General features: G+C 68.0%; 22 protein-coding genes. 9 read left to right on the top strand and 13 right to left on the bottom strand.

Features of this window, described 5'->3' with window-relative positions; all coding sequences use genetic code 11:
• Window positions 1–24: 24 nt before the first annotated feature.
• The 7 genes from ACT3SZ_RS07950 to ACT3SZ_RS07980 form a co-directional block, all read right to left on the bottom strand.
• Window positions 25–1389, bottom strand: coding sequence for a lipase family protein (locus tag ACT3SZ_RS07950; RefSeq protein WP_444617999.1), 1365 nt, complete (start codon window positions 1387–1389; stop codon window positions 25–27).
• Entirely contained in the window at window positions 1386–2552 is a 1167-nt protein-coding gene (locus tag ACT3SZ_RS07955; protein WP_444618000.1) for a hypothetical protein, read from the bottom strand. Before ACT3SZ_RS07955 ends, ACT3SZ_RS07950 begins: the two co-directional genes overlap by 4 nt.
• Before the next feature lie 99 nt (window positions 2553–2651).
• Window positions 2652–3173 carry a hypothetical protein gene (locus ACT3SZ_RS07960; protein WP_444618001.1) on the bottom strand — a complete coding sequence of 174 codons (522 nt, stop codon included), beginning with the start codon at window positions 3171–3173 and terminating at the stop codon, window positions 2652–2654.
• 13 nt (window positions 3174–3186) lie between these two features.
• A complete protein-coding gene (locus ACT3SZ_RS07965) occupies window positions 3187–3513 on the bottom strand; it encodes a hypothetical protein (RefSeq protein WP_444618002.1) in 327 nt (108 codons plus the stop codon).
• Between the two features lie 102 nt (window positions 3514–3615).
• Window positions 3616–5361: a DUF726 domain-containing protein gene (locus tag ACT3SZ_RS07970; protein WP_444618003.1), complete on the bottom strand. Its 1746-nt coding sequence runs from the start codon at window positions 5359–5361 to the stop codon at window positions 3616–3618.
• An 81-nt stretch (window positions 5362–5442) separates the two neighbouring features.
• Window positions 5443–6783 carry a sodium/glutamate symporter gene (locus ACT3SZ_RS07975; protein WP_444618004.1) on the bottom strand — a complete coding sequence of 447 codons (1341 nt, stop codon included), beginning with the start codon at window positions 6781–6783 and terminating at the stop codon, window positions 5443–5445.
• Window positions 6784–7002: 219 nt separating this feature from the next.
• On the bottom strand, window positions 7003–8418 hold the full coding sequence (locus ACT3SZ_RS07980) for an amino acid permease (protein WP_444618005.1): 1416 nt from the start codon (window positions 8416–8418) through the stop codon (window positions 7003–7005).
• A 36-nt stretch (window positions 8419–8454) separates the two neighbouring features.
• Here ACT3SZ_RS07980 and mmuM point away from each other — a divergent pair, with 36 nt between their 5' ends.
• The 8 genes from mmuM (at window position 8455) to ACT3SZ_RS08020 (ending at window position 17771) form a co-directional block, all read left to right on the top strand.
• Window positions 8455–9381, top strand: coding sequence for a homocysteine S-methyltransferase (mmuM, locus tag ACT3SZ_RS07985; RefSeq protein WP_444618006.1), 927 nt, complete (start codon window positions 8455–8457; stop codon window positions 9379–9381).
• Window positions 9382–9474: 93 nt separating this feature from the next.
• Window positions 9475–10989: a GntP family permease gene (locus ACT3SZ_RS07990; protein ID WP_444618007.1), complete on the top strand. Its 1515-nt coding sequence runs from the start codon at window positions 9475–9477 to the stop codon at window positions 10987–10989.
• 18 nt (window positions 10990–11007) lie between these two features.
• Entirely contained in the window at window positions 11008–12093 is a 1086-nt protein-coding gene (locus ACT3SZ_RS07995; RefSeq protein ID WP_444618008.1) for a Gfo/Idh/MocA family protein, read from the top strand.
• A 94-nt stretch (window positions 12094–12187) separates the two neighbouring features.
• A complete protein-coding gene (locus tag ACT3SZ_RS08000) occupies window positions 12188–12970 on the top strand; it encodes an N-acetylmuramoyl-L-alanine amidase (protein ID WP_444618009.1) in 783 nt (260 codons plus the stop codon).
• Between the two features lie 497 nt (window positions 12971–13467).
• Window positions 13468–14559 (top strand): 2,3-butanediol dehydrogenase, encoded by a 1092-nt coding sequence (locus ACT3SZ_RS08005; protein ID WP_444618010.1) that lies wholly within the window; start codon window positions 13468–13470, stop codon window positions 14557–14559.
• Between the two features lie 52 nt (window positions 14560–14611).
• Window positions 14612–15475, top strand: a complete 864-nt coding sequence (locus ACT3SZ_RS08010; protein WP_444618011.1) for a MetQ/NlpA family ABC transporter substrate-binding protein — start codon at window positions 14612–14614, stop codon at window positions 15473–15475.
• The gene (locus ACT3SZ_RS08015; protein ID WP_444618012.1) at window positions 15472–16833 is read left to right on the top strand and encodes a M20/M25/M40 family metallo-hydrolase; all 1362 of its coding nucleotides are present in this window, start codon (window positions 15472–15474) and stop codon (window positions 16831–16833) included. Before ACT3SZ_RS08010 ends, ACT3SZ_RS08015 begins: the two co-directional genes overlap by 4 nt.
• Window positions 16815–17771, top strand: coding sequence for a hypothetical protein (locus ACT3SZ_RS08020; protein ID WP_444618013.1), 957 nt, complete (start codon window positions 16815–16817; stop codon window positions 17769–17771). The genes ACT3SZ_RS08015 and ACT3SZ_RS08020 overlap by 19 nt, the downstream gene beginning before the upstream one ends.
• 111 nt (window positions 17772–17882) lie before the next feature.
• Here ACT3SZ_RS08020 and ACT3SZ_RS08025 read toward each other — a convergent pair whose 3' ends face one another.
• The 6 genes from ACT3SZ_RS08025 to ACT3SZ_RS08050 all read right to left on the bottom strand — a co-directional run bounded on the left by ACT3SZ_RS08025 (window position 17883) and on the right by ACT3SZ_RS08050 (window position 23426).
• Window positions 17883–19634 carry a P-loop domain-containing protein gene (locus ACT3SZ_RS08025; RefSeq protein ID WP_444618014.1) on the bottom strand — a complete coding sequence of 584 codons (1752 nt, stop codon included), beginning with the start codon at window positions 19632–19634 and terminating at the stop codon, window positions 17883–17885.
• Window positions 19635–19718: 84 nt separating this feature from the next.
• Window positions 19719–20672, bottom strand: a complete 954-nt coding sequence (locus tag ACT3SZ_RS08030) for a nitroreductase family protein (RefSeq protein WP_444618015.1) — start codon at window positions 20670–20672, stop codon at window positions 19719–19721.
• A complete protein-coding gene (locus ACT3SZ_RS08035; RefSeq protein ID WP_444618016.1) occupies window positions 20669–21106 on the bottom strand; it encodes an SRPBCC domain-containing protein in 438 nt (145 codons plus the stop codon). Before ACT3SZ_RS08035 ends, ACT3SZ_RS08030 begins: the two co-directional genes overlap by 4 nt.
• 7 nt (window positions 21107–21113) lie before the next feature.
• Entirely contained in the window at window positions 21114–21395 is a 282-nt protein-coding gene (locus ACT3SZ_RS08040) for a hypothetical protein (protein WP_444618017.1), read from the bottom strand.
• Between the two features lie 19 nt (window positions 21396–21414).
• Complete coding sequence (locus ACT3SZ_RS08045) at window positions 21415–22083, bottom strand: LuxR C-terminal-related transcriptional regulator (protein WP_444618073.1); 669 nt, start codon at window positions 22081–22083, stop codon at window positions 21415–21417.
• Between the two features lie 32 nt (window positions 22084–22115).
• Entirely contained in the window at window positions 22116–23426 is a 1311-nt protein-coding gene (locus ACT3SZ_RS08050) for an ATP-binding protein (protein ID WP_444618018.1), read from the bottom strand.
• Window positions 23427–23563: 137 nt separating this feature from the next.
• Between ACT3SZ_RS08050 and ACT3SZ_RS08055 the strand changes: the two genes are divergently transcribed.
• The gene (locus ACT3SZ_RS08055; RefSeq protein ID WP_444618019.1) at window positions 23564–24877 is read left to right on the top strand and encodes a PspC domain-containing protein; all 1314 of its coding nucleotides are present in this window, start codon (window positions 23564–23566) and stop codon (window positions 24875–24877) included.
• Window positions 24878–24902: the final 25 nt, after the last annotated feature.

Raw genomic sequence — 24902 nt, forward strand, 5'->3', positions numbered from 1 at the left:
CAAGAGGGTGCCGCTGGCAACGGCCTAACCCTCCACGTTGGCCTCGAGCCAGTCGATGGTCTGCATGCCGAAGAGGTCCGTCCCCCAGCCGTAGGGGTCGGTGACCAGCTTCTCCATGGAGCAGTCCGTGGGTTGGTAGCTGACTGCGGTCCCGCCGTCGCGGTAGGTGTCGGCCAGCGCCCTGGCGTCGGCGGCAGGGACCAGGGACATGGGGGAGTCGTCGGCGGCGCACGAGGCGATCAGTACCGCGGAGGATGGCGCCGACCCGGCTCCGAGGAGGTTGTCGTCGTAGACGTGACGGAACGCCGGATTGTCTGCCGGAGCGACACCGTCCGTGAAGAGCGCGGACAGGGGGACGAACGGCATCGTGAAGTACGTCGGGGTCTGGCATGCGGTGCGGTACTCGTCGGCGATGATTTTGCCCAACGGGGTCAGGTGCGAGTCCAGGTCCATCTCCGGGTACTTCGCCTCCAGCCCGACGAGGGTGGCGAAGGCGAAGCCGGCACCGACCGAGTTGTCGGCGGTGCGGATGAAGTTCTGTTGGTTGATGACCATGCCTTCCAGCACGGTGGCCTGCACGTTGAGCTCCGGGGCGTACTCCGCCTGCTTCTCCGCGGCGAACGCCGCGCCCACCCCGCCACCGGCGATGCCGAAAAGCCCCACCGGGGCGTCCTGCCGCAGGCCAGCGTCCTGCACGGACAGCGCCGAGCGGACGCCGTCGAGCATGGCGTTGCCGGCGTACTTCCCGGCGAAGACGCCGTGCGGTTCTGTCTGGGCGTCGTTGCCGACGTCGCTGATCATCACCGCCCATCCGCGCTCGAACATCTGCGCCAGCGGGCCCAATGCCGACCAGGACGCACCGTCCAGCGGGTTGCTGCCGGTCCACTGTGTGGAGGGGTGGCAGCGCGCGCCGACCGAGTCGTTGGCCTCCTGGTAGCCCACGACGGTTCGGGAGGCGTCGTCCCGGCCGTCGTCGGGGATCATCAGGATGCCCGTGCTGATCGACGGGCTGCCGTCCATCTCACGGGTGACGTACATCGTGCGCCACGCGCGCAGGTTGCCCGGACGGAATGCGGCGAACTGGACCTGGACCGGTTGCGTTTTCAGCAGGGTGCCGGCGGCTTCGTCGCCGGTGAGTTCGGGTTCGTCGTAGAAGTCGTCGCTGATAGGACGCAGCGGGTCCATAATTTCGGACGACGTGGCGATGCGCCCGTCGGCGAAGGTGGAGATCACGTGGTCGCCGAAGACCTCGTCGATCCCCGGTGTGCGGTTCGGGGTGTCCACCGGGTCCGCGACGGCCGGGACCGCTAGCGCGGTCGCGGTCAGAATGGCGGTGACGGCGGTGAGTGCGGGCAAAACGGGTAGGACGGATCGGTTACGTCGGGTCATCGGATCTCCACGGTGAAGGTCTGGGCGGCGTTCATTGCGATGGTGTCGAGGCTGAACAGGGGACGGTGCTGCTGCATCTGCACGGCCATGGGGGTATCGAGCTGCACGGTGAGCTCGTCCCACCGGTTGGTAACTTGGTCGGTGTAGCCGGGGAGGAGCTGGTCGGTGATGTAGTCCCAGCGTGAGGGCAGTACGGACCAGTCCCAGTCGGGCAGGGGGACGGTGACCTCGGCGGTGCGTCCACCGGGCAGGGGCTGGGTGAACTGGATCGGGCTCCAGGAACGCATCGGTTCCACGCCGCCGACCGACGGCGATCCGACCATGGTGCTGGCGTAGGTCACGGCTTCGCCGAGGCCGTTACGGTAGGTGCGCACCTGGTTCCAGCGTTCGCCGATCACGGTGTCCTGCTCCCGACGCAGCAGCACCGCGTTACCGGCGGCGATGCGTGTCGTGTCACCGGAGGCGATGTCCCGCCAGGCATCCAGGACCTGGTTCGGGAACACCCCGGCGTCGGCCATCTCTTGCAGGGCGGGGAGGCCGCCGTCGGTGTAGGCCTGGTGCATCGGCATGAGGTCGCAGAAGATGGCCTTCTGCATAACCAGGATCTCGCCGATGAGGTGGTCCAGGTCGCCCGGGGTGAGCTCCGGGGCGGTGGCGAGGGACCTGAGTCCGGACGGGAGCTGGGCGACGGCGTCCGGGCCGGCAGCGTCGCGGACGGACGCGACAATCTGCCGGGCGACGGGCTGGACACCGTTGATGCGGTAGACGGTGGCGGCGAGGTCCATGTCGAGTAATCCGCCGCCGAAGTCGGCCCCGGAGAGCCCTCCCATCCCGGCCCACTGCAGTTCACGGTGTTCGCGTTGGAAGCGGACGTAGCGCTCGTAGCTGCGTTCCAGGTTGCTGGTGTTCGCGGCCACGCCGTCCCGGGGCTCCCAGGTGTCGAGGTCGATGCCGGCGGTGTCGGCGACGATGCGCAGCCAGTGGTCCTGCAGCTCGGCGGCGGTGCCGGTGAGCTCGCCGGTTGATCGTTCGGGGCAGGCGATCGCTGGGGCAGTGGTGGGGGAGGTGGCGGCTGTCGGGGCGGTTGCAACCGTGGTGGCGAGGATGGTGGCGAGCACGGTGGCGAGTGCTGTGGCGAGTGGGGTGGCGGTGCGCGGGGGCATGCTGGCTCTTCTCTGAGGTCAGTGTTGAGCTGATGCTATATGCGCCCAGGGGTATATATGCGGTGAATGGGATAAATCGCCGATGAGTTGCCGCTCAGTTCACCGCGTGACCCTGCGCCGCAACGACTCCAGGTGCAGGGCGGTGGTGTCCAGTTCCTTGAGGTGGTCGATTCGTTGGTCCCAGTCGAGCGGGGCATTGGCGGGGCTGAGTAGTTCCTCGCCGTACTCGACATGGAAGTTGATGTCGTCGAAGAGTTCCCGGGTTGCGGGGTTCACGGACTCGGCGAAGTAGGCCTTCTCTAGCAGGGTGCCCACGCCACGGTTGCGCTGCAGGTCGTCCCACGCGGTGATCGAGGAGGACAGTCGGCGGGAGGACTCCAGCGACAGGCTCGTGAGGGTCTCGTCGAATTTATCGAGAGATGCCTGTGTACGGGGGCGCTCGTAGACTCCGTGCCAGAACAGGATGAGTGCGCCGAGGGCACCGACGACGCCACCGATGATCAGTGCAACGCCGAGGACTACCAGGCCGATCTTGATGGCCCATGCCAGGATGAAGATCGCCACGGCGAACAGGATGATCAGGCCGCATCCGCTATTGTCGGACTGGTTTTTGCTGCTCATGATTCCCAGCCCCTTAGCTTCCGATGTCCATGTTGACGCCCAAGTTGAATAGCCAGATTCCCAGCAGTACGGCCAGGATTGCGCCGGCGATGCTCAACACAGAGAATCCCAGCGCCTTTTCCCAGGTGTAGGTGTGGGAGTGGGTGACGCGGAGGGCCTCGCCGATCTTCTTGAGGTCGTCGGTCGTGGACTCGAGGGTCTGGGTGACGAGTGCGCGCCGTTCGACGTCGTCATCGGAATCTGCGGCCATCGGGATGCCGATGCGGGGCGCGGGCGGTGTCGCGGAGAATGCCTGGCGGCGCTGCTCCACCACGGCGTCCAGGTCCAGTTCATTCTTCATGAAAAATACCCTACAGGGCACTGTGGACATGGAAAACGCGGGAGGATCTGCTCTCGAACGTGTGGACGATAGAGCCGTGTCTGGTTGTCGAAGGTATGGGCCTTAGCTTCTCAGGGGGACCTCGTCATAGTAGGCGGAATGGCTCTTCACCTGCGAGGAGACATCGTGGTCGACGATGTTCGGGTAGTCCGAGCCGATACCCGAGTGGCCTGCGGCGACCTGCCCGAGCTGTGCGCTCCGGTAGAGATAGTGCAGGATGGGGTCGTTCACCGAGTGGCAGTTGTGGACGGTCCCAGAAACCGCCTCACTGACCGGCCGCCACGAACGTTTCGTGCCGATGGCTGCGCCCATCAGGTGGACGTCGCGGATCTTTGGGGTGGACCCAAAGCCAGCCATGGCGGCCGCGGCGGTGACCATGACGCGTCCGCCGAGGCTGTGGCCCATCAGGACGAACTCCTCCTGCTTCGACTTGGTGAGCAGCGCCGCCAATGCCGCCCCGGTCTGGTTCGCGCGGTTGACCGCGGTGTGCCAGGGATTGCTGAGTAGGGCGCCGCCGGCAAGGACGGGGGCGACCGGGGCGATCTTCGCCGCGGCCTTCTTACTTGCCCTTCCGACGACGGCGAGCAATCCCTTCTTGCCGACGTGGCCGAGGCCCATCGCGCCGGCGATACCCGCAAGGTTCTTCAGCTCCTTGCTGCCCCAGTTCAGCAGGTACACAGGGGAATCTGGGTACCTCCTGGTCGCGGCGCGAACGGCAGTGTGCCAGTCACCGTTGGTCTCGTTCATGAACCCTCGGGCGATGACCACCGGGACACCGTCGCCGTCCCGGATTTTCTCGATATTGAAAGAGGAGTCATCGCCGATGTAGCTGCCCAGAATTCGGTCGCCGTAGACGCCGCCGAGCAATCCCCCTGTGGCGGCGACGACATAGGTGCCGCCGGCCATTCCCAATCCGCCGGCGGCCACGGCACCTCCGCCGAGCGTTGCTAGTCCTGCATTCGTGGCCACCGCACCGGTGAATCCGAGGAACTGAGCCCCGACGAACCCGCCGATTGCAGGGGCCGCGAGCCAGGCTCCTCCGGCGAAGAGCCCGACCGCACCAACTCCCATCGTTGCGCGGTTGGTGGCGCGGGCCAGGTTGGGCTTCGCGAATTCGACGGCGGTCTTCCACTGCTCTAGATCATCGATCTGCTCGCCGGCGCGCTCGAAAGAAGGGATGTCGTGCCGGTGTTCGGCGCAGTAGGGGACTAGTGACTTTAGTCCTGTGGGCTTTACCGCGAGGTTCGCGCAGCCCGGTGCAGTGCAGTGCACGGTAGGGGTTCCGCAGTTGTGGCACAGGTAGCTGCTGCGGACGCCGCCGGCGTTGTCGATCTGGTGGTGGGTGCCGTGCTCGACACAGTTCGAGCACCATCCGGTGGTCGACTCCTCGCCGAGCGACTCGGCATATCCGGCGATGGTCTGCGACTGTTTGGCGAGTTCCTCGGCGGCCGCGCGGTGGTCATCGGCAATCTCGCTGGCCGTGCGGGATGTTTCCTCATCGGAGTCGGTCAGCTCGTCGGGGAGGTTATCCACCGTCGTTTCTGCATCGGATTCCTCCGCGGCGTCCTCCATCGCTGACGCCACGGCGTCGGCGGCCAGACTCTGTGCATGCTCGGTCGCCGCACTCCACAGGCTCTGGACGATCGCAGCATTGCAGGTCAGTTTCTCGTCGCCGCTGACGCGCGGCTCCGGGGCGCCGAGATTGCCGTGGACGCGGGCGAAGAGTCCCTTTGGGGACCAGACTTCGGCGGTGAAGTCTCCGTCGGAGGTCGCCGGATCGAAGTACACGGTGTCTGAAAGCTTTTTCACCAGACTCATAGTACTGCCTTCGAAATGATTACCGAATCGATCACCGCGCACACGGCGCGCCCGGTCCCGCCGGTGCCCGGTCTACCCGACCGGTGCGTCCTCCCGGTGGTGTGGCAACCACCGGAACACCCACGGGGCGGCGAGGATCGCCACCGCGAGCACAAGCGTCGCGGCACCCAGGCCCAGCGTCCAGCCGGCGATCACCGCGATGGGCGCGATGATCGTCATACCGATCTCGAAGGGGGCGAAGCCCACGTAGGCCACGCCGTATTCGGACATCGTGCCGGATTTAAGCTTCGGGTCCACGATCTTCAGCAGGGCGATACCGGTCGCCACCGCCGCGGTCGCCCAACCCCAGCCGAAGAGGCCACGCTCCACCCAGTTCTCACCGAAGAACGTCGGCGCCATGATGCAGCAGAAGAAGATGCAGAAGATCACGCCCAGCACGAACAGCACCACCAGCGGGATCCAGTAGTCCGCGATGGCCGCCGGCACGATCGAGGCGATGCCGAAGGCAATCAGGTAGTCGGTGGACGCCCCGGAGATCGACGACACCGTGTCGCGGTCCAGGTAGTCCGGCGTGCGGAACGCCCGCAACAGCAGCTTGCCGATGATCCCGATGACGAAGGACATCGCGAACAGCGGGATCGACACGTCCGGGAACACGCTCGTGATCCCCTGATTGACCAGGTAGGCGACCATCACGGTGAGTGCCAGGATGCCGACGTGCAGCGCCAGTGGCTCTACCGACGACGGGTTCGTGGTCGCCCGGCCGATGGAGGGACGCTCACTGACCTTGTCGATGTAGCCGGAGCGCAGGTCCCACGGCAGCTTCGCGGGGAGTTCCGTGGTCTTGCCCTTGCGGATACCCCAGGACGCGAAGATAATGCCGCCGACGATGGCGGCCAGCGTGCCCACCGTCGCCGAGGTGAAGCCCAGCGAACTGGCGCCGGCAGCACCGGCGGCCTCCAAGGAGGAGCCGACGGCGGCCGCTGTGCCGAAGCCGCCGACGAAGCCGACGGGCAGCATCATGCCGAACCAGTCCTCCGTGCCCCATACGGGCTGGAAGAGCAGCACGCCGAGCAGGATGAACACACCCCACTGGGCCAGAAACATGCCTGTGGAGAATGACCACATCGTCCTCGCACCGGTGCGCACCGAACGGTCGAACTGCATGGAGTACGGCATCGCCGCGAACACCACGGCGATGAGCAGGGTGGTGTAGTCGCCCATCGCATCTGATAAGCCGATCAGGCCCAGGACCTGAGGGCCGAGGATCAGCCCCAGCAGGCCGGCGATGATGGGGCTGGGCAGCAGCAGTGACCGGAACACCGGCACGCGTCGACGCAGCATGCTGCCGATGACAATCAGCAGGGATATCCAACCGACGTCGGTCAGCATGGTGAAAGGGGTGTACTCCACATGGCCTCCTGGAGGGGGTCGGGACCGGGATGTTTTACCGGGTGATCTCCCGGGTCGGTCCTATGGCAGAAGCCTGCCGTCCCCCGTAGGTGTGGGGGACGGCAGGCGGAACTCGCACACCCTATCCTGTGGCGTGGCCCATAAGCGACACGGCAGGGCGGAACGTGGGGGAGGCGGGGGAGGAAGGTTCAAATCCTGTCAGTCACCCCACCCGCACCCTCACACCCGGAACACCCCGGCCCCGTGCCGCCAGCGGTAGTACGCCAGGCAGGCCAGTGTGAAGGGCACACCGAAGTACAGCGACGCACGCTGCGACGGGTCGAAGCCCACCCCGATCAGCGAGGCGATGAGCAACACCAGCGCGGCGCCCGGCACCCAGGGGAACAGCGGGGAGTGGTAGGCGAGGTCCTCGACCAGCCCTCCTGAGGCGGTGTAGCGGCGGCGGAAGGCGATCTGGGAGGCGGCGATGGCGATCCACACCGCCACCACCGCGAAGCCGGCCACGGAGACCAACCCAAGGAACAACGAACCGGGTGCCACCACGCTGGACAGCAGCGAGGCCAGCCCGCCGAGCATGGACACGCACAGCGCGAGCATCGGGATCCCGCGCCGCGTGGTGCGCGCCAACGCCGCCGGTGCCTGCCCCTCGGAGGCCAGCGAGTGCAGCATGCGGGTGCAGGAGAACAGTCCTGAGTTGCCGGCGGACAGCAGCGCGGTGATGATCACGAAGTTCATCACGTCGGCCATGTGCGGCAGACCCACCACGTCGAAGACGGTCACGAACGGGCTCTCGTCCAGCCCGGCCGTGGAATAGGGGATGATCGCGGCGATCACGGCGATCGCGCCGATGAAGAACACGGTCAGGCGGAACACCGCGGTGCGGATGGCCTTCGGGATCGTCTTCTCCGGGTCCTTGGTCTCACCGGCGGCGACACCGATGAGCTCGGTGCCGGAGAATGCGTAGAACACCGCCAGGGTGGTGATCAGGATGCCGCCGATGCCGGTGGGCAGCAGCCCGTCGGGGGTGTTGAAGTTGCCGAGCCCGATCGCCCCGTCCGACAGCGGGTTGATGCCGATGATCGAGGCCGCGCCGACCACGATCAGCGCCACCACGGCGATGACCTTGATCAGCGACAACCAGAACTCGGATTCGCCGAAGACCTTCGAGGACACCGCGTTGAGGGCGAAAAGTACGGCGGCGAACACCGCACACCACACCCACACCGGGATGTCCGGGAACCAGCGCTGCATCAGGATGCCGATGGCGGTGAACTCGCTGCCCAGGGCCACGGCCCAGCACAGCCAGTACAGCCAGGCGGTGGTGAAACCCCAGGCAGGGCCGAGGTTCCGGGTGGCGTACACGTGGAATCCGCCGGAGACCGGGTACACCACGGCCAGCTCGCCGAGGCACGTCATCACCAGCCAGGCGACCAGCGCGCCGATGGCGTAGGCGATCACCGCGCCCAGCGGTCCCGCCTGGGAGATGGTGTAGCCGGAGGACACGAAGAGCCCGGAGCCGATCACGCCGCCGAGTGCGATCATGACCAGGTGGCGCGAGGCCATGGTGCGTTGCAGCCCGGTGTCCGACGTTTCAGGAGGTTCGGATCTGTCCGGGGCGTCCGAGGAGACTGTCATGGCTGACACTTTACGGTCCGGTCTACAGTGGACCGGATGATAGACCCCTTTCTTCCCCGAATGATTCTCGACGGCGGCCTCGGCACCCGCCTGGCCGACCGTGGCAACGACGTCACCGGTTCGTTGTGGTCGGCGCAGATCCTGCGCGACGACCCGGCCGAGGTCACCGCCGCCCACCGTGATTTCTTCGATGCCGGTGCCGACATCGCCACCACCTGCTCCTACGAGGTCACCGTCGACGGCCTCGTCGCCGCCGGCGTCGACGCCTCCGAGGCGCCGGACGTCGCGGAGTCGCTGCTGCGCCGCAGCGTCCAGCTCGCGCAGGACGCTGCCCAGGAAAATGCGCAGGACGCAGCGGGCGACGTTCTCGTCGCCGCGTCCGTCGGCCCCTACGGCGCGGGCCCGGGGCAGGGCACGGAGTACGACGGTGATTACGGACTGAGCACTGCCGAACTGGCGGCGTGGCACCGTCGTCGGATCGAGATCCTCGCCGACACCCCGGCGGACGTCCTGCTGGCGGAGACCGTCCCGTCGATCCGTGAGATCGAAGCATTGGCCGAGGAACTCGACCGGGTGGGGCGTCCGGCATTGCTCAGCGTGACTGTCGCGGCCGGACGTGACGGGGTGCTCAGCGACGGCACGGACCTGGCGGAGATCGCCGCCGTGGCGTCCGGCTCGTCGGCGATCCGCGCGGTCGGGGTGAACTGCGGGTCGGCGGGGGACGTGCTGGCCGGTGTGCGCCGGCTGGCCGAGTTCACCGACCTCCCGCTGATCGCCTACCCCAACAGCGGTGAGACCTGGGACCACGTGAACCGGGTGTGGGTGCCGCGCAGCAGCGAGGGCCCGGGCCTGCTGCAGAGCGTGCCGGACCTGCTGGACGCCGGTGTGCACATCATCGGCGGCTGCTGCCGGGTCACTCCGCGCGAGATCACGGCGCTGCGCGATCTCGTGTCCGCTCACTGAACTCCCACTGACCGGAGCGGGAATCCTCCGACACATCACTAGCCCTACCGTGGTGTAGTAGACGCTTATGTTGGACGTGTAACCTGGCTCTCCATGTATGATTCACCAGCTTATTTGGTTGGGGTTCTGGCGGTGTCGATCGTCCTGCTGATCTTCCTGATCAACTGGCGCACGAAACTCCACCCGTTCCTCGCGCTATCCGTTGTGTCCTTCTTCGCCGCCGTCGCCGCAGGGCTCCCGCTCGCCGACATCCCGGAGACCCTCATCGACGGTGCCGGGGGAACCCTCGGTGAGACCGGCCTCGTCGTCTTCCTCGGCGCGATGCTCGGCCGCCTGCTCGCCGACTCCGGCGCGGTCGGACGCATCGCCGACCTCGTCGTGGAGCACAGTTCACCGCGCACCGCCCCGTGGGTGATGACCGGCGTGGCCTTCCTCATCGGTATCCCGATGTTCTTCGAGGTCGGCCTGGTCGTGCTCATGCCGGTGATCTACGGCGTCGCCCTGCGCCTCGACGTGGCTGCGGGCCGTCCGAAGACCTGGTACCTCAAGATCCTCATTCCCGCGATCGCGGCGCTGAGCTGCCTGCACGGCATGCTGCCGCCGCACCCCGGCCCGACGATCGCCGTCAACGGGCTGGACGCCAACATCGGCCTGACCATCGGCCTGGGCTTGCTGTGCGCGGTGCCCGCCGTGATCCTCTCCGGGCCGGTCTACGGTCACTTCATCGCCCCGCGCATCTCCCTGGAGCCCGACGAGAAGCTCGTGCGCCAGTACACCGGCACCACACCGGCACAGCTCGAGGCCGACACTGCCGCGGCGACTGCGGCTACCACCGCAGGCGGCACGGGTGCCGCAGCGTCCGACGCGGACGGCTCGGACGGCGAAGCGTCCGGCGCAGTGGCCACCGAGCCGCGCCGCGGCGAGGAGTCCGGCACCGTGCTGCGTCCGGTGCCCACCTGGCTGGCCTTCGTGTGCGTGCTGGTGCCTGTGGTGCTCATGCTCTTCGAGACGGTGGTGGACCTCGTCGCCCCGGATTCGGCGCTGAAGACCCCTGCCGCGCTGCTCGGCGAGCCGGTCATCGCCATGTTCATCGGCGTGCTCTTCGCCGCGGTGGTGCTGTCCACGGCGTCGAAGATGAGTGGCGCGGACGTGAAGAAGTCCTTCGGCAGCTCGCTCGGTTCGGTCGCCGGTGTGGCGCTGATCATCGCCGGTGGCGGCATGTTCAACTCGGTGCTCAAGACCTCCGACATGAACGACGCCATCGTCGACGTGGTCTCCGGCATCGACATGAACCTCATCGTGCTGGGCTGGCTGATCGGGCTGATCCTGTCGTTCTGCACCGGTTCGGCCACGGTCGGCATCGTCAGCGCCACGGGCATCCTCGCCCCGCTGGTGGTGGGCATGCCCTCGGCGTACGTGTCCCTGGTGGTCATCGCCATCGGTTCGGGTTCGGTGGGTCTGAACTGGATCAACCACGCCGGATTCTGGTTCGTCAAGGAGTCCTTCGGCATGACGCTGGGCCAGGCCACCAAGACGCATATGACGGTGCAGACCCTGGTCTCCGTCTTCGGTCTGCTCATGGCGCTGCTGATCTCGGTGTTCGTCTAGTTCGTGTAGAAGGGGTGCATGAGTAGCACTATCGGCACCCCAATCCGTACCGCCGTGATCGGCTTCGGCCTGTCCGGACGCATCTTCCACGCCCCGTTCATCGCCGCCGCCCCCGCCTTCGAGTTGCGCGCGGTGGTCACCACCGACGGTGCGCGCCGGGCGGCCGTGCGCGAGGAGTATCCGGACGCCGAACTGCTGGACTCCGCCCAGGACGTCTTCGCCCGCGCCGACGCCTTCGACCTGGTCGTCATCGCCACGCCGGGGGACTCGCACGAGGCCCTGGCGTCCGAGGCGCTGGACGCCGGGCTGCACGTGGCGCTCGACAAACCCTTCGTGCTCACCGCCGCGGCCGGGCGCGCGCTCATCGCGAAGGCGCAGGACGCCGGACGCTGCCTCACCGTGTTCCACAATCGGCGGTGGGACGGCGACTTCCGCACCGTGCGTTCCCTTATTGACGCCGGGGAGTTGGGGGAGATCACTCGATTCGAGTCACGCTTCGAGAAGTTTGAGCCCACCCCGGGTGACGCTTGGCGCTACTCCGGACGGCCCGTGGACGGTGCCGGGGTGCTCTTCGACTTAGGCTCGCACGTGATCGACCAGGCGCTGCAGCTCTTCGGGCCGGTGGATCTCGACTCGGCGCCGGACTCGATGCACGTGGAGATCGACCGGCGTCGAGCCGGCACCAGCGCCGATGATGACGTCTTCCTCGCCCTGCACCACACCTCGGGAGTGCGCTCGCACCTGTGGATGAGCGCGGTGCGCCCGAACCCGGGCCCGCGGTTCCAGGTCGTGGGTTCGACGGCCGGCTACACCAGCTGGGGGATTGACGGTCAGGAACAAGCGTTGAAGGACGGCCTGCGTCCCGGCGACGCGGGCTTCGGCGTGACCCCGCCGGAGTCGTGGGGGACTGTGTCGGGCGAGAACTCAGGTGAGGCTGCGCCGCGCACGGTGGAGACGCTGGACGGTGACTACGTCGCCTTTTACCGGCAGCTCGCCGTGGCGATCCGTGGGGAGGGGTCTGTGCCGGTCGACCCTGCGGACGCTGTCGCGGTGCTCGAGATCATCGAGCGCGCGCTGGCGGTGGGGTGGTCGGATGAGGGTTGATAACTCGATGTCTTAGACTAGTCTCATGCGTTTCTTTTATCCCATCGCTCCCATGCGTAACTCTGGTCCCGTTTGTACCGTCGCCAGGAGGGGAGTGGCCCTGCTCAGCGCGTTGGGGATATCGCTGGGTATGGCGGGAACCGGGGTGGCGCACGCCCAGTCCTCCCTGCCCTCTCTTCCGTCGGGCAGTTCGACGAACCGCTGCGTCGTCGCGATCGACCCGGGACACAACGGCACCCGCACCGAGGACTTCGACCCGGTCACCGGGGTGCGCATGATCGACTACCCCAATGAGCAGGAGGACGTCGACGCGATGGAGATCGCCCGCGCCGTCGAGCAGCGCCTGGCGCTGGTTGGCGTGGACAGCGTCCTGCTCAAGGAGTCGGTGGACGACGACGTGACCTACCGCGAGCGGGTCGACCGAGCGTCGGACGCCGGGGCGTTCGTGGGGGTGTCGGTGCACACCACGCCCGGCGGGGCGAACTCGGCGATCTTCCCGCAGCGTCAGGGTGGGCAGCGCACCGGCACCGGGCAGGACGGCCAGTCGGCCACGGTGACCTTCGAGAGTTCAGCGATGGCGCAGGAGTCAGAGCGGCTGTCCGGCGTGGTGGCGGGATCGCGCTCGCTGCTGGAAGGCACGCAGGTGCCCGTGCGTGACAATTCCTTTAATGGACGAGACCCGCTGTGGGAGGGTGACATCCCGGTGATCTCCCTGATCGCCGACACTCCCTGGGTCTACAGCGAGTTCGGCAGCGCGACCGGCGGGGGAGCGCACGGGATCACGGACGCGGAGAAGGCGCGCTACATCAACGGGCTGTCGGCCGGGTTGGTCGCAGCGGCGGCGACCACGCCGTCCTGCGGTGTGTTGGGAAGCTAACAGCCGGGGCGTGGTTCAAGCTTGAGCGAAGCGTCGTCGCAAGAGCACGTGGTGGGAGATTTCAGCTTCATCCCCGCTGGCGCGGGGCGCACGACCGCCACATGGTCCGGTCAGCGTCGTAGTACGGCTCATCCCCGCTGGCGCGGGGAGCACACGTGCTGAACAGTGGTTTTCGGAGCCGATTCTCCATTATAGATACGACTGGGGTGAGCAGCTCGGCTGCCGACATCGTGGAAACTGGCGCGAGGAGCAGATGCTGACGGCGGTGTTGAACCGCGCTGGTGAAGGGGGTAGCTGGAGCTCAGGCCAGGCACAGCTTCTGTGGTCCGCGACGCCCCTCGCGAGGCACTGTGATCTGCCGTTCAGGGGCCATAAATCTAACTATTTCTGGAGTTATATCCAAGCGGCGGTGTGTTCCGGAAGTGGCTAATCTCGGGGGTAACGCGGGGCCGTCAACCCGGTGGTCCCACACCCTCCCGGAAGGACTGGACCGCACCATGAGAGCAGCACGTTTCTACGACCGTGGCGACATCAGGGTCGAGGACATCGACCAGCAGCCGCTGGAGCCCGGCACCGCCCGCATCGACGTGGCCTGGTGCGGCATCTGCGGCACCGACCTGCACGAGTACCTCGACGGCCCGATCTTCTGCCCGGCCTGCGGCAAGCCGCACCCGATCTCCGGGGAGGACGCTCCTGTCACCCTCGGCCACGAGTTCTCCGGTGTGGTCAGCGAGGTCGGCGAGGGCATCGACGACCTGAAGGTCGGCGACCACGTGGTCGTGGAGCCCTACATCATCGCCGACGGCGTGGACACCGGCCCGGAGTCCACGACCTACCACCTTTCCGAGAACATGAACTTCATCGGCCTGGCGGGGCGTGGTGGTGGACTCTCGGAGAACGTGGTCGTGCGTCGCCGCTGGATCCACAAGATCTCCGAGTCCATCCCGCTGGACCAGGCTGCGCTGATCGAGCCGCTGACGGTGGGCTACCACGCCGTGGAGCGTTCGGGCCTGCTGGCCACCGACGCCAAGGGCAAGACCGCCCTGATCGGTGGCGCCGGCCCCATCGGCCTGCTGACTGCCGCAGTGCTCAAGGCCATCGGTGCCCGGGTCATCATGTCGGAGCTCTCCGAGCTGCGCCGGCAGAAGGCGCTGGACTCCGGGGTGGCGGATGTCGTCCTGAACCCGGCCGAGGTCAACGTCGTCGACGAGGTCAACGGGCTGACCGACGGGGTCGGCGCGGACGTTGCCTTCGAGTGCACCTCCGTCCAGGTCGTGCTCGACACCCTGATGGACGCCCTGCGTCCCACCGGTGTGCTCGTCGTGGTGTCGATCTGGGGCCACAAGTCCGACTTCGACATGCACAAGCTGGTCATGAAGGAGCTCGACGTGCGCGGCACCATCGGCTACGTCAACTCCCACCCGTCCACGATCGAGCTGGTGGAGTCCGGCAAGATCGACCTTTCCCCGTTCATCACCGGCAAGATCGGTTTGGAAGGGCTGGTCGACGAGGGCTTCGACACGCTGATCAACCGCAACGAGACTGCTGTGAAGATCCTCGTCTCCCCCTCCGGTAACGGACTAGACTGACTGGTCTAGTGTGGTGGGTGGACGACGTTTCACCCACCACGAGGAGACCAGCATGACTAGCGCCACCAGCGCCGCAAGCAGCACCACCCGCCGCGTCCTACGCGCAGCCGGGGCGACGACCGTCGCCGCCGCGCTCGCGATGGGCGCGGCGTCCTGCGCGTCCGACGGAAACGACGGGCAGGACGGGACGATCCGCGTCGGCGCGTCGCCGGGGCCCTACAGCGAACTCTTCCGCGAGGGCGTGGCGCCGATCCTCGAGGACGAGGGCTACGAGGTCACCTTCGACGACTTCTCCGAACTGCAGCAGGCCGACATCGCGCTGCAGGAGGGCAGCGTGGACCTCAACGTCGATCAGCACACCGCCTACATGGAGAACTTCAACAGTGAATCCGGGGCGGATTTGGCGGCGATCACGCCGATCCCCACCGTGCCGGCGGGCCTGTACTCCTCGCGCCACGACAGCCTCGACGCGATTGCCGACGGGCAGTCCGTGAGCATCCCCGAGGATCCGTCGAATGCCTCGCGCGCCTACCGCATCCTGGCCCAAGCCGGCTGGCTGACCTTCGCCGACGATGCCGACGAGACCAACCTGACCGGTGCCGACATCACCGACAACCCCCACGACCTGGACATCCGCACCCTGGATTCTGGGTTGATCTCCCGCGCGCTCGACGATGTCGACTGGGCCGTGATCCCCGGCTCCATGTCCTACGCGGCCGGAGTGGACCCGGACCTGCAATTGCTGCAGGAGGAGTTGCTGCCCGATCTCGAACTCGTCGCCGTGGTGCGCGGTGAAGACACCGACACCGACTGGGCCGATGCCGTGGTCGAGGCCTACCGATCCGATGAATTCGCCGACTACCTCGACGGACGCGGCGAGGGCGACTACTGGTACGTGCCGGAGGCGCTGCGATGAGTGACCTCTATACCGACTCCCTCGACCTGCTGCAGGCGATGGTGCGCAACGCCTGCGTCAACGACCTCACCGCCGACTCCGGCCAGGAGGTCCGCAACGCCGACACCCTGGAGGCCTTCTTCGCCGAGGAGATCGCCGCCGGGTCCGTGCAGGTCACCCGCCTGCAGCCGCGCGAGGGGCGCACCAGCATCATCGTCACCGTGCCGGGCAGCGACCCGGACGCTGGACCGCTGACCTTCCTCGGCCACACCGACGTGGTCCCGGTCGATCGCGACCGCTGGAGCGTCGACCCCTTCGGCGGCGAGGTCATCGACGGCAAGATCTACGGCCGCGGCACCGTGGACATGCTGGGGCTCACCGCGCCGATGGCGGTGGTCACCCGCAACATCGCCCGTGCAGCTGCCGCCGGTCGGCCACCACGTGGGACGCTGACCTTCGTTGGCGTCGCCGATGAGGAGGCCCGCGGTGGGCTGGGTGCGAAATGGCTCTCCGAGCAGCACCCGGACGCCTTCAGCTGGCGCAATTGCGTCTCCGAAACCGGTGGCTCCCACCTGCCCACCACCGACGGACAGGACGCCGTGGTGGTCGTCGTCGGGGAGAAGGGTGCCGCCCAGCGGCGTCTGCACGTCTCGGGCGACGCCGGTCACGGCTCCCAACCCTTCGGCCGCGACCTCACCGTCGCCCGCCTGGCCGCAGTCGCCGGACGCATCGCCGCGCACCGTCCGGCCGTGTCGCAGGACCCGCTGTGGCAGGGCTTCGTCGAGGCCTTCCGCTTCGGCCCCGACGTGCAGGACGCCCTGCTCGCGGGTGCCGACGACGATGCCTACCTGCAATTCGGGGACCTTGCCCGCTACGCCGATGCGGTATCGCACCTGACCATCGCGCCGACGGTGCTGCGCGCCGGCCAGGCGATCAACGTCCTGCCGTCCAGCGGTTACCTGGAGCTCGACATCCGCCCGCTGCCCGGGCAGGACGACGACTCCGTCGACGCCGAACTGCGCGCCGCCCTCGGCGAGCTGGCCGACGAGGTGAGCATCGAACGGCTGATCTCTGAACCGGCGGAAGTATCGACCACCGACTCCGCGCTGTACCGGGCGATCGGGCAGACGGTGGGGGAGTTCTTCCCCGAGGCGAGGATCGTCCCCGCCCTCGCCGCCGGCGGATCCGATCTGCGCTTCGCCCGGCGTCTTGGCGGCGTGGGCTACGGCTTCGCCCTCAACGCCCGCGAGCGCACGTTGGCAGAGGTCAACGCGCAGCTACACACCCACGACGAGCACCTGTACCTCGAAGATCTGGATTTGACGGTCAGGGCGTATGCCGACCTGGTAGACACGTTCCTGTGCGGAGACTACAGATAACCACCCTCGCCACCGGTGCTTTTGCCGTGGCATCCCTCATCGTCGGCTGCTCCTCCTCAGGGGACGGGCAGGACGCACCGGCGCCGACCTTCTCCCCGGAGACGACGTCGGCGACGGCTACCGACACCCCGACCGACGCCCCGACGGTCGTGGACGTCGACCCGGCCGACTTCGAGCGTGACGGGCGCACGATCTTCAACTTCCGCACGAGTGCTTCGGACTCGGCGGACATGGGCCTCTGCGTGGTCGCCGAGGACAGTGCGGCTTCCGACTCCGCATCCGTGACCTGCAACGGAACCGCCCCGGACGACGCTCCGGACATCCAGGTTCCAGCCTTCGAGCGCCAGCGTCCGGGAGCGGCGACGATCACCGCCGAGGGTGTCACCTACAACGTGCTCGAGGGCGTGCCACCCGCCCCGGGGGAACTGCAGGACGGCGAGAGGCTGAACGTCGGGGATGCGTCCTGCACTCTGGAGGACAGTGAACTCGACTGCACCGTGGGCGAGACCGGCCTGACCATCAGCGGGGATGACCGCACGATGACCATCACCGGCGACGTCCTCGACTCCGAGTACCACGTGGACCCCAATGAACCTGAGACCTCGGAAACCTCTGTGGCTCCGTCCGAGATCACCGAGGACTACACCGAGACCGACGAACCGGTGTCGGCCGGCACGACCTGCGGGGCGGCGTCCGGCAACACCTTGGTGGAGGTCCGCGAGGGTTCGGTGTCGTGCCTGACGGCCGAGGGCGTGATCGACGAGTACCGCGAGCGTGCCTCGTCCGAGGGCGGCGGCAACACCCTGGCCATGAAGGTCGGGGAGTGGGACTGTTCCATTCCGTCCGCCGGGCGCAGCGCGGAGCTTCAGGCCGGCGAGATCTGCAATGGCCCGGACGACGTCGTCATCGCCACGCCCCCAGGCTCCGTGCCCCAGTAGACGGACCCCAGTAGGCGCGCCCCGGCTGCCATGTCACCTGAGTCATGCCCCAGGGCGAGAATCGCCCATTTTTCTGCCTGGGGCATGACTCAGGTGACATGGGCGGTCAGGTCAGGCCCGGGCGGCGCGCAGTCCGCGGTAGCGGTTCACGGCCGCGGCGATCTCGTGGCGGCGCACTCCTGCCAGACGCCCGGGATGGCGTCCGGCACCGTGGGTGGACAGCACATCCAGCCCATCGTGGTCGACCCGGGAGACGACCTCGTCGACCAGTTCGGCCAGGGGAGTGGTGCCGTCGAGGTCCAGGCCGGCGAGCGCGGCGGCGATGGCGTTGGTCTGCGAGGAGTCGACCAACTGCGACCAGGCCGCCAGGTCGATGTGGTCCTCGTCCGACTTCCCACCGGCGCGCACCGAGTGCAAGCCCTTCGCCTGCGGGGGACGCGGCCCCTTGCCGCCGCGTCCCGGGGAGGAGAACGGCGCACGTGCCAGGGTGCGGGGAGCAGGACGCCGCATCGGCTCGGTGTGTTCGACCGATTCAGCGAGCTCGGCGGCGCGCGCGGTGGCGTCCACCGGGTGGTAGCTGTCCAGCATGATCACAGTGTCGGCGACGTCGATGAACATGCCCGAGCCACCGGCGACGAGCACGGTGGAGACACCCAGGTCATCGTGCAGGGAGCGGGCGCGGTCGACCAGCGGGGTGATCGGCTCCTTTGCCGCGGGCACCAGGGTGCGCATGCGGTCGTCGCGGATCATGAAGTTCGTCGCCGAGGTGTCCTCGTCGATGAGCAGGGTGGTCGCACCGGAGTCCACCGCTTCCACGAGCCCGGCGGCCTGGGAGGTCGAGCCCGAGGCGTTGGTGGTGGAGAAGCACCTGGTGTCGGGAGTTTTCCCGCTCGTCCCGCCGGGCAGGTCGTGGAGGAAGGCGGAGATGTCCACGTCGGTGACCGGGCGGCCGTCTTCGGCGCGCAGGGCGACGGCATCGGGGTCGGTGACGGCGAATTCACGCCCGTCGCCGGGCACGTGGTTGTAGATCCCCAATTCCAGGGCGCTGAGCAGCGTGGACTTGCCGTGGTAGCCGCCGCCGACGATCAAGGTGACGCCCTTAGGCACGCCCAGCCCGCTCACCGTGCGTCCCGAGGGCAGCGTCACGGTGTGCCGCAGTGAGTCCGGGGCCTCGAAGGGCACCGCGCTGGTGAGAGGACGCTGCGAGTTGCCGGCCGCACGCGGCAGGACCGAACCGTCGGCCACGAAGCCGACCAGGCCCTCCCCGCCGAGCCAGGAGCGCAGGAACTCCTGGTCACGGTAGGCGCTGCGGGCCTGATCGAGAACGTCGAGTGCGGGAGCATCGAGGTCGAGCAGCGCGTCCTGCACCACCGCGGGCAGCACGTCGCACAGCAACGTCGCCGCCGCCCGGCCGCGGATGCGTCGGCCCTGGGCGGGCATCGCCGCCTCGAGCCGGACGGTGAGGTGGGCGTCCTGACCTTTCTGTTCGATGACCACGCTGCTTCGGTCCAGGACCTGCTGGCCGGGTGCGTCGACCGACAGGAAACCCGCGCCCTTGCCGCCGGAGGGGTTGTGGGTACGCAGGGCGGTGGCCACGCGCCGGGTGAGGTGGTCGCGCAGCGGGATCTCGCCGGGGGCGTCGCCGGGGATTCCGGTCGCCGACCACGGGACGCTGACCTGGATCAACGACGGCGGGGCGAAGGGGTCGGCCTGCACCTTGTCGATTGACAGGGTCACCTGCGTGCCGGAGGTGGTGTGCAGCCGGTGAGTGCCGCGTAGTTTCTTGTATGCGCCGTAGCCTGCGCCGTCGAGTCCGGTGAGAGTGCTTCGCAGGTCGGAGGCTGCGTCCGGTCGTCGTGTCATGTCTGTGCAGGGTAACAGTCCGGGCGGGCCGCATCCCACGGAGCAACCCCGGAGGATGGTCGCACCAACCTCCGGGCTTGCTGTCTATCGCAGCGCGAAGCCGGCGCGCTCCAGGAAGCGGCGCAGCAGGTGACGCTTCGTCTTCGTGGCGGCCTTGTCGGATACTCGGTGCAGCGTCTGCGTCGACCACTGCGGGTGCTGGCCGTAGCGGGCGAAGTAGGCGCCCAGGGCCTCGTCGTAGTCGGCGAGTAGGGCGGCACGCTCACTCTCACCGGCTGAATCGGCGGAGTCGGCACCACCACGGTCGTTGTAGTGGTCGTGGTGCACGAAGAGCTCCATCGGCAGCCGCGGCTTCACCCCGGCGTTCTCCGCAGGGGCGCCGTAGCCGATCGCCAGACCGAGGAACGGGACCACGGTCTGCGGGATGCCGAGGATCTCCTGCACCGCGCCAATGTCGTTGCGCATCGATCCGAGGAACACCGTGCCCAGCCCCAACGACTCGGCGGCGATCGCGGCGGTCTGTGAGGTGATGCCGATGTCGAGCACCGAGGTCACCGGCTCATCCAGGTAGTCCAGCGCCCCGAGGTCGTGCGGGGGACGCGTGGACACCCCGTGGATCTCCTCGGCAGGACCCGCTCCACCCGCGCCACCTTCGGCGTCTTCGGCATCCTGCTCACTCTTGACCTGCGCGGCATGGAAGCGGATCTGGGAGAAGTCCACCATCCACACCAGCACCACCGGGGCGGTGGCGACGTGCGCGGACATCCGCGCGCCGATGCTCGCCAACTGCTCCTTCACCGCCTGATCACGCACGGCGACCACCGAGACAGTCTGCTTGTTCGACGAGGACGGCGCGGACTGCGCGGCGGCGAGCACGGTGTCCAGGGTCGCGTCGTCGACCGGCCGGTCCTGCCACAGCCGGACCGAGCGGTGGGCGGTGATGGTGTCGAGAGTGGAGTTCCACTGCTGCGGCGACCACGACTGGGCCCGGCCGTAGCGACTGGTCAGCCGGTCGTCCGGTGATTGGGGTTCCGTCATTCGCGTCCTTCGATGTCGTGGAGTTCTTCCGGCCCATCCCCGGCGAACATGCCGCGCAACCGGGCCAGAGCGTCCTCCCAGTCGGGCACCGAGGCCTCGGCGATGGCCTCAGCCTGCGCCCCGTAGATGGTATTGGTGAAGGTCAGGCAGGTTTCCTCGCCCTCGGCGTCGAGCTCGAAGCGCAGGGTCTCGTTGTTCCAGCTGTATTCCAGCACCGACGGCGGACGGTACGTGGTGACCTGCCCCTGCCCGGCGAGCACGGTCCCGGTGATGAAGGTGAGTTGGCGTCCGGCACCGAAGACCAGCAGGGAACGGTCGTAGTCGAGGCTGTCGACGAACCACTGGCGCAACTGTCCGGCCCGCGTCAGCGCGCGGAAGGCGCGGGTCGGTGTGGTGGCCAGCTGCGTCTGCAGGGTGAGGCTCGCGGGGTCCATGACGTGCCTACATCGAGTTCAGGGGTGTTTGGTGGGCACTATCGGCACCGTCGCCGCTGTCGATTTCCCACGTCAGCTCGGCATCGACCCCGGGCGCGTGCTCGGCGAGTTTGGCGCGTATCCCGGCCTCGAGGTCATCGAAGTCATCGCCCCATACGACGGCACCCTCGACGCCGGCGACGGCGGCGCACCACGCTGCGGCGGCTGAGCCGTCCGCGGCGCCCGGTGCGTCCTGCACAGAATTGTCGCGCACGACGGTGACGGTGTAGCTGGCCTTCTGATTACTCATGCCCACCACTTCTACACGCTCACCCCAGCCTGTTGTCGGACACCCACCTCGACAGGGAGTGTCGGTTGGTCTGCTGGGTCTTGCGCAGCACGTTGGAGACGTGGGTTTCCACGGTCTTCACCGAGATGAACAGGCGCGCGGCCATCTCCCGGTAGGTGTAGCCGCGGGCGAGCAGGCGCAGGACCTCCTTCTCGCGCGGGGTGAGCGTGGACAGGACGCTCTGGTCGGCGTCGTCGGGCAAGGGCGCGGGTTCTGCGGCTTCTGTGGTTTCGACGGGCTCGACGGCCGCCGCCTCGGCCGGCCCGGCGGTGAAGGCGTCGAGCACATAGCCGGCCAGGCGCGGGGAGAACACCGCATCGCCGGAGTGCACGCGCAGAATGGAGTCCACCAGCTCATCACCGCTGATGTTCTTCGTCACGTAGCCGCGCGCACCGCCCCTGATCAGCGAGATCACGTCCGTCGGGTCGTCGGACACGCTCAATCCCAGTACGTGCGGAAGGTGGTCGGACGCGGCGAGATCGCGCAGCACCTGCAGCCCGCCGCCGTCGGGCATGTGTACGTCGAGCAGGACGACCTGCGGGGCGACGTCCCGGATGCCGGCGACCGCGTCGCCGACGGTGCCGGCCTCACCGACGACCTCCACTTCGGGACGCCCCGTAAGTTCGGCGCGCACTCCGGTGCGAAACATCGCGTGGTCGTCGACGAGGAACACCGAAACCGTCACTGTGCATGCCCTTCCAGCCGCAGGATGACCTCGGTGCCGAACTGCCCCGAGTCGATCTCCACGCTACCGCCCACGCGCCGCATCCGGTCCATGATCGACGAGCGCACCCCCTGCCGGTCGGCCGGAATGTCCTCGACGCTGAAGCCGGGGCCGCGGTCGCGCACGAAGAGTTCCAGTGCGCCTGGCCCGCTCACCTCGCCGACCTCGAGGTAGACGTTGACCTCGCGGCAGCCGGAGTGTTTCGCGGCATTGACCATCGCCTCGCGTCCGGCGAGGAGAAGGGCCACGGAGGCGTCGTCGGTGTCGCGGTCCTCGCCGACGATCACGGGACGGATCTGCACGCCGAAGGTGTCCTCCACCTCGCCGCAGGCCACGCGTAGTGCGCCGAAGAGTGTCTCGGTGCGCACCGACTCACCGGGGGCGAAGAGCCATTGGCGCAGCTGACGCTCCTGACTGCGCGCGAGTTGGGCGATCTCCGGCTCGCCGGATTTCTTCTGGATCAGGGTGAGGGTCTGCAGCACGGAGTCGTGGATGCGCGCGGCGATGCGCGCACGCTCCTCCTCGGCGGCACGCTCGCGGGCGGTGGCGTTGGCCATCGACCACAGGCGCAGCCACAACGGGATGAGCACCACGATGAGCCCGGCGATGATCGCGACCGCGGCGATAAGCGCCGGCACGATCACCCCGCCGGTCCCATCTGTGTCACCGCTGTCGTCAATACTGATGCCGAAGACGGTGACGCCGATACCAACGACCAGCAGCAGCAGCCCGCCGACGAGGCTGGCCCACTGCAACCCGCCAGGGATGCGCGACGCCGGGCCGTCCTGCCCGGGGCGTCCGGCGAGGGCATTGGGGCCGAAGGTGCGCCACACCAGCAGCACACCGCCGGCCAGCAGCAACGCGCTGACCGCGACCTGCGGGCGCGTCGCCGCCCCGGCGAGGAAGATCACCACAGCCAGCACCACGATCAGCCGGTCGACGCCCCGCACCGGACGGTTCACCAGGCCCAGGTCCAGGCCGCGGGCGCGGCAGGACGCCACGGACGTGGGGTTGCTCGCCTCGGCGGCGGTGCCCACCCGCGTGGTGAACACCCACAGCGCGGCATAGGAGATGAACCCCAGCCCGGCGACCATGTTGGCCAGGGCGAAGAACAGGCGCACCACGGTGAGACGCACGCCCAGGTGGGCGGCCAGGCCGGTGCACACCCCGGCGACGAGTTTGCCCTCGGACACCCGGAACAGGTCGGGCGCGGGGGTGCGTGCCGTGCGCGCGCCCGCCCGGGGACGCGGGACAGGGGAGTGACTCATACCCACAAGCCTGCCAGGGCGAGGGGCCCGCAGGGTATCGGGGACAACCCTGAGATTCGCGGTCAGGGCCGATCTCAGGGCTCATCTCAGGGCCATCCCCGATGTGCTTTGCTGGAGCTCCGCGAAGAATGAGGACCATGAGTTACACGGCACAGTCAACGACCCCAGGCACGGGCAGTCCCCGGGGCAACTTCGAATCCACGCTGCGTCGGATGTGGGAGACCCGCCCCGTCCGCTTCCCGCGCAGCCAGTCCACCCGCTCCTGGTTCTTCGGCGTGTGCGAAGGCATCGCCGTGCGCTACCAGGTCTCGCCGCTGCTGGTGCGCCTGGTGTTCGTCCTGGCGACATTCGTCGGCGGTGTGGGCCTATGGGCCTACGGCATCGCGTTGCTGGTCATGCGGCGCTACACCGTGCCGCGTTCCCCGCTGGACGTGCTGATGCGCGGTGAGCGCGACCCGCGCTTCGCCGAGGACCGCTCGCTGGCGATCGGCACCCTGATCGTGGGCGCGGTATTCCTCGTTTTCGGCGGCATCCTCAGCGGTGGGATCACCCTCACCGGCATGGTGGTCTGCGCGGCAGTGACGGGTGTGGCCTGGTGGCTGCTCTACGAACGCCAGCCGGTGGCACCGGTCGGGCTGCTGGAACGCGATGACCACCAGGGATGGCAGGGGCCGGCACAGGGGCCGACCCAGCCGGCTTACGAGCCGACGCAGCCGTCTTACGAGCCGACTCAGGCTCCGACGCAGGGGCAGGACGCTGCGCCGACCGTTGACCTCGGCGACGTTGCCGCCGCGCCGGGTTTTGAGCCGCCGCGTCGTCAGCCGCCGTCGTGGGATCCGCTGGGCACCGCCCCCTTCGCCTGGGACCTGCCGGACCCCGGTGAGCCCGGCGACGGTGACGCAGATGCTGCGTCCGGTGCGTCCGGCGCTCCGAAGAAGAAGCGCCGCGGGTTGCGCGCCCTGATCGTGACTATCGTGTTGGCCGTTGTCCTGGCCGTGGTTGCCGGAATCATCGCGCTCGGCGCGATCCTGGCTCCCCGGTGGGGTGGGGTGACATCCACGGACGGCAGCACGTACTCCGGGACGTTCACCGGTGATTCCCCGCAGATCCATGAGGTACCTGCGTACAGCAGCTACTCCTACACGATGAGTTCGCCGACGCTGGACTTCACCGCAGCCACGGTGGAGCAGGACAGCGTGATCGACCTGTCGACCACCATGGGGTCGGTCACGGTGCTGTTCCCGCGCACCACCGACGGGCCGTCTTACCGCGTGCACCTGAACTGCGAGTCGGTGACGATGGCGGGTGTCGACTGCGGCACCCTGGACGGCGCGCTGGTCCGCGGTGCCGATAGCACTGGTAGCACTGACAGCGCTGACAGCGACGTGAACACCCTGACCGTGAACGTGGACTCCACGATGTCCGAGGTCACCTTCAGTCAGGTGAGTTAGGCCCGTGGGTTGGGCGGGCTACCCC

This window comes from Corynebacterium sp. AOP40-9SA-29, from assembly GCF_052377405.1.
Taxonomy (GTDB): Bacteria; Actinomycetota; Actinomycetes; order Mycobacteriales; family Mycobacteriaceae; genus Corynebacterium.

Coding starts and splice junctions, on each gene's coding strand:
- ACT3SZ_RS08025 (WP_444618014.1), bottom strand. CDS start 19,634: ATGACACGACGACCGGACGCAGCCTCCGACCTGCGAAGCACTCTCACC.
- ACT3SZ_RS07950 (WP_444617999.1), bottom strand. CDS start 1,389: ATGACCCGACGTAACCGATCCGTCCTACCCGTTTTGCCCGCACTCACC.
- ACT3SZ_RS08050 (WP_444618018.1), bottom strand. CDS start 23,426: ATGAGTCACTCCCCTGTCCCGCGTCCCCGGGCGGGCGCGCGCACGGCA.
- ACT3SZ_RS07965 (WP_444618002.1), bottom strand. CDS start 3,513: ATGAAGAATGAACTGGACCTGGACGCCGTGGTGGAGCAGCGCCGCCAG.
- ACT3SZ_RS07980 (WP_444618005.1), bottom strand. CDS start 8,418: ATGACAGTCTCCTCGGACGCCCCGGACAGATCCGAACCTCCTGAAACG.
- ACT3SZ_RS08040 (WP_444618017.1), bottom strand. CDS start 21,395: ATGAGTAATCAGAAGGCCAGCTACACCGTCACCGTCGTGCGCGACAAT.
- ACT3SZ_RS08035 (WP_444618016.1), bottom strand. CDS start 21,106: ATGGACCCCGCGAGCCTCACCCTGCAGACGCAGCTGGCCACCACACCG.
- mmuM (WP_444618006.1), top strand. CDS start 8,455: ATGATAGACCCCTTTCTTCCCCGAATGATTCTCGACGGCGGCCTCGGC.
- ACT3SZ_RS07990 (WP_444618007.1), top strand. CDS start 9,475: ATGTATGATTCACCAGCTTATTTGGTTGGGGTTCTGGCGGTGTCGATC.
- ACT3SZ_RS07960 (WP_444618001.1), bottom strand. CDS start 3,173: ATGAGCAGCAAAAACCAGTCCGACAATAGCGGATGCGGCCTGATCATC.
- ACT3SZ_RS08045 (WP_444618073.1), bottom strand. CDS start 22,083: ATGTTTCGCACCGGAGTGCGCGCCGAACTTACGGGGCGTCCCGAAGTG.
- ACT3SZ_RS08055 (WP_444618019.1), top strand. CDS start 23,564: ATGAGTTACACGGCACAGTCAACGACCCCAGGCACGGGCAGTCCCCGG.
- ACT3SZ_RS07995 (WP_444618008.1), top strand. CDS start 11,008: ATGAGTAGCACTATCGGCACCCCAATCCGTACCGCCGTGATCGGCTTC.
- ACT3SZ_RS08005 (WP_444618010.1), top strand. CDS start 13,468: ATGAGAGCAGCACGTTTCTACGACCGTGGCGACATCAGGGTCGAGGAC.
- ACT3SZ_RS08015 (WP_444618012.1), top strand. CDS start 15,472: ATGAGTGACCTCTATACCGACTCCCTCGACCTGCTGCAGGCGATGGTG.
- ACT3SZ_RS08010 (WP_444618011.1), top strand. CDS start 14,612: ATGACTAGCGCCACCAGCGCCGCAAGCAGCACCACCCGCCGCGTCCTA.
- ACT3SZ_RS08030 (WP_444618015.1), bottom strand. CDS start 20,672: ATGACGGAACCCCAATCACCGGACGACCGGCTGACCAGTCGCTACGGC.
- ACT3SZ_RS07955 (WP_444618000.1), bottom strand. CDS start 2,552: ATGCCCCCGCGCACCGCCACCCCACTCGCCACAGCACTCGCCACCGTG.